2 protein-coding genes are annotated in these 4,560 nt (G+C 70.0%); one reads left to right on the forward strand and one right to left on the reverse strand.

The annotated features are described in order from the left end of the window. Positions 1-3,881, forward strand: a 3,881-nt coding sequence (locus MJ797_RS16255; RefSeq protein ID WP_239335718.1) for a hypothetical protein, incomplete at its 5' end; no start/stop codon positions are given. Here MJ797_RS16255 and MJ797_RS16260 read toward each other — a convergent pair. Beyond that, positions 3,860-4,297, reverse strand: coding sequence for a hypothetical protein (locus MJ797_RS16260; RefSeq protein WP_239335720.1), 438 nt, complete (start codon positions 4,295-4,297; stop codon positions 3,860-3,862). The genes MJ797_RS16255 and MJ797_RS16260 overlap by 22 nt on opposite strands. Positions 4,298-4,560 lie beyond the last annotated feature (263 nt).

Here is a 4,560-nt window from a genome sequence, read left to right on the forward strand (position 1 = left end):
CCGGTGCGTCCGGTGCGTCCGGTGCGTCCGGTGCGTCCGGTGCGTCCGGTGCGTCCGGTGCGTCCGGTGCGTCCGGTGCGTCCGGTGCGTCCGGCGACGCGGAGCGCGTCCTGCGGCTTGGCCCGCTCGGGGTCGATCAGATCAGTGCGATCGTGGCCGGCTACGTGAGCGATGAGGACCTGCCGGTGGCGGCCGAGGCGGTGGCCGTGTCCTCTGGCGGAGTCCCGGCGCGGGTCCACGAGGATGCGGCTGGCTGGGCGGTTGCCCGCGCCGGTGAGCGGGTCGGCAAGACAGCCGTGCGGGTGGCGACAGGCCGCCTGGACCTGGTCGCGGCTGAGCAGGCAATGGTCGCCGAGGTTCTGGATCTGCAGCGGGCGAGGACTCGCCGTGCCGTCTCGCCAGTCGTTTGCGCCCGCCCGGCTGGTGAGACGGAGACCGTCGTCTGCCCGTACAAGGGGCTGGCGCGCTTCGACGAGCAGGACGCCCCGTACTTCTTCGGGCGGGAACGGCTTGTCGGGCAGCTGGTGACCCGCTGCATTGCCACGCCGCTGCTGGCCGTGGTGGGCCCGTCAGGCAGCGGGAAATCGTCGGTGGTGCGGGCCGGACTGGTGCCGGCGCTGCGATCGGGCGTGCTGCCGGGCAGCGACCGGTGGCGGATCCGGCTGCTGCGGACCGGCACGACAGACCCGACCGCGCTGGACCTCGACAGCGGCAGCAGGGGGAACGAGCTTGTCGTCCTGGACCAGTTCGAGGAAGCAATCACCATGTGGACGCAGGAGGGCCGGGAGGAGCTGATCGACCGCCTGGTCGGCGCACTCGAACGCGCTGACGGGCGCTTTCGCGTCGTCCTCACCGTGCGTGCGGACTGCTACGGCCGGTTCGCCCGCCATCCCGCGCTCGCCCGCCTCATTGGCGACAACACCGTCCTCGTCGGTCCGATGGCTGTGGGCGAGCTGCGACAGGCGATTGAGAAACCCGCCCGGGTTGCCGGGCTGGACCTCGAGGAAGGGTTCACGGACGCGGTCCTGGCCGACGCACGGCAGGAGCCGGGGGCACTGCCGCTGCTGTCCACCGCGCTGTTGGCGACCTGGGAGCGCCGTGACGGCCAGACACTTCGTGTCGCCGCCTACCGCGAGGCGGGCGGTGTCGCCGGGGCGATCACCCGGCTCGCCGACGGCGTCTATGACAGCCTCGATGACGAGGGGCGGGCGATTCTCCGCCGCCTGTTCCTCCGGCTCGCCACTCCTGGCGAGGACGGAGCTGACCTGCGACGCCGCGCGCCGCGGTCCGAGCTGGCTGGCAGCGAACAGGCGGAGGCCGTGCTCACCGCCTTGATTGGGCGACGGCTGGTCATCGCGGCCGACGACACGGTGGAGGTCGCGCACGAGGCGCTGCTGCGGGAATGGCCCAGGCTGCGGACCTGGCTGGAGGCCGACCGCGACGGCCACCGGGTGCACCGCCACCTCACCGAGAGCGCCAGCGCCTGGGTAGCGGCCGGTCATGCTCCGGGCGACCTCTACCGCGATGCCCGGCTACAGGCCGCCAAGGAATGGGCGGATGCCTATCCGGGTGACGCCAACCCACTGGAACAGTCATTCCTCGCGGCATCCACAGCCGCGGAGGAACATGCGCTGCACGACGCCCGGCGAGCCGCCCGGCGGCTGCGCTCGCTGGCCTCCGTGCTGGCCGCGCTGCTCGTGGTCGCGTTGGTCAGCACGGGTCTGGCGGTCATGCAGCGAAGCACGGCGGACCACCAGGCGCGGCTGGCCCACGCCGCCACCAGGTCGGCGCAGGCCGCCCAGCTGGCGACGGTGGCCGCCAGCCTCGGCGCTGACCAGGTCGATCTGGCGCTGCTGCTCGGCGTGGAGAGCTACCGGCTCCAACCATCCCGGGATACCGAAGCCGGCCTGCAGACCGCGCTCGTTCACACCCCTGCCAGCCTCGACCGGGTCATTCGTTTCGATGCGCCCAACCTGCTGCCGCTGGTCCCCCCGTCGGTGAGCTGGGACGGGCGGCTGCTCGCCGAGCCGCGACGGGACGGCACGGTCCGGCTGTGGGACCTGCGTACCGGCCAGGTCCAGCGCACACTGCGCTGGCACACCAGCCGCGAACTCGCACTCTTCAATGCGGACGCGACACTGCTCGCCGTCGGCGGGAACGACGGAACCGTGGTCATCTGGGATGTCACCAGTGGTGAGCAGATCGGAGCGCCGATCCGGGCCGGCAGCGGGCTTGCCTACGGACAGTTCGATCCGACTGACTCCTCCCGGCTTTTTGTGATCGACAACAACGGTCAGATCGCGTTGTGGGACCGCTCGGCCCCTGACACACCGCGGCAGATCGGGGCGTCGCTGCACTTCCCGGCGAAACCTGGCGACATCCCAATGGTCATGATCAACGCGGACGGGAGCCGGCTGGCCGCTGGGATCTTCGGCGGCTCGTCGACACGGATATGGGATGCCCACGCCGGGACGGTCCTGTGGGATCTTCCCGGGGCACCTGGTTTTTTCGCCTCCGATGCTGTCACGTTGCCTACTACGCTTGGTGATCGCGTGATGCTGTGGGATGTCCGCAGCGGTCAGCTGCGCCAAGCGCCGCTGACCGGCTTCACAGCGGCCTTCGCCGGCATGCTGATCAGTAACGACGGGCGCCGCCTCGCGCTCAATGACGGAGCCAGCTTCATCCGGGTGTTCGACATACCTTCGGGCCAGCAGGTCGCGGTCCTGCCACTCCACGAGCGTGCGACCACCTCGACCGCCTTCTTGCCCGATGGACGACTGATCGCCAGTGGCGTGGCTGAGGTCGATATCTGGCGCCTGGACAGCGCCACGTCACCGCTGGGCAGGACCCTGCAAGGACATACCGGCCGGGTCACGGGCACCTTCTTGCCCGGTGATACCAAAATTGTCACTCAAGGTATTGATGATCGAAAGGTTCTGCTGTGGGACGCGGCCAGCGGCCGCTCCGAGGGCCGATTACTCGACGGCGCCGTTGCGCCCCCCGTCGCGTTCAGCCCGGACGGGGCGTTGCTCGCCGCGCCGGGCCAGGATGGGACGTTCCGGTTGTGGGAGCGGGCCAGCGGGGCCGACCTGGCAGTTCTTGCCGGCTCCCAACCAGCCGGAAGCTTCTCCGCTATCGCATGGAGCCCGGCGGGAGGGCGGGTCGCGGTGGCTTCCGGCGGTTCTGTCCTGCTGTGGGACGTCCGTGACCCCAGACAGCCGCATCTCGTGGGGAAGCTTGCCACGGCGGGCGTGGCTCATCCGGGCGTTCCGGATGGTTTGTACCCCTTCTACAGCCACGACGGGCGCTGGCTTGCTGTCGAGGATCTCCCGGGCCGCATCGTCACCCTGTTCGACACCGCCACCGGCAGCCCGGTGTGGTCGCAGCTGCTGGAGGCCACCGCCGACGCCCCAGCGTTGGCGTTCTCACCGGACAACGCAACGATCGCGATCGGTTATGGCACGGTAGCGGTCGGTGTCGTCGAGTTCCGCGACGCGAGGACGGGGACCTTGCGGCGGACATTGCAGACACCGAGCAGCGGCGGGGTCGACTTCCTCCGCGATGGCAGCGTCGTGATGACGACAAGTGACATCGGCGGGAACGGCAGCGCACACCTGTGGGATGCCGCGACCCTTGCGCCGATAGGCGTAGCCATGCCGCAGCCGCGCGGCGGATACTCCCTCGCGCGCAGCCTGGACGGCGTCACCGTGTTGACCGGCACGTCCGAGGGGGCTGTCCAGATCTGGGACGTCAGCACCGAGACCTGGGCGATGGTTGCCTGCCGTATCGCGGGGCGCAACCTCACCCGAACGGAATGGAGCCGCTACCTGTCCGGTGAGCCCTACCGACGTACCTGCCCTCAATGGCCAGAGCACCCGTGAGGTGACGGCGGGTCGAGGTCCGGCCGTGCCGTGTTCCCACCGATTCCCACCGCGACCGCACCGATCACCTGGAGGCCGAAGCCGACGTAGAAGCTTCTGACGGAGGCATGCTGCGTGATTACGGCCAAACCGGTGGCGGCGAGCAGGTATCCGCCGACGAACAGGACCCGGCCGAGCCGGCTCAACCTCCGCCAACAGGGCGCGGCCCGACGGATCTGGCCGCTGGCCATGCACATGAACACCCCGCCGGCCACCAGGAGCACGCCCCTGGTCAGCCGCCCGTCGTACACCCCGAGTTCAGCGGCGGTAGCGACATGCCCGTGCGTGGCCGCGGCCGCCTGGGCAACACCACCGGCGATGAGTCCCAGACCTGCGAGCTCCACCAACACACCGATCATCCAGCGGCCCCTGGGCATGCGCCACATCCTTACCGACACATCACCGACACATCACCGTCATATCCTTACCGGCCGCCGGCCCGAATTCCGGCGTTTCGACCATTCCGTCCGGCATCCCGGCCCGCCGGTAAGGCGCTCATGGCGACAGCGCCGGACGTGTGCTGAAGCCGGGAGGCACTCGCCGTCCAGGGAGGCCGTTATCCGCGGGGCATACCCGAAGCGGAAAGGCGCCGGCCCGCGCGAAGCCGCTCTGGCGGGAAAGTCAGCGGCCCTGGCGGGGC

The organism is Protofrankia sp. CiP3, from assembly GCF_917627345.1.
GTDB lineage: Bacteria > Actinomycetota > Actinomycetes > Frankiales > Frankiaceae > Protofrankia.

Excerpts from the sequence above, each read along its gene's own strand:
- MJ797_RS16260 (WP_239335720.1), bottom strand. The coding sequence starts at position 4,297 with ATGCCCAGGGGCCGCTGGATGATCGGTGTGTTGGTGGAGCTCGCAGGT.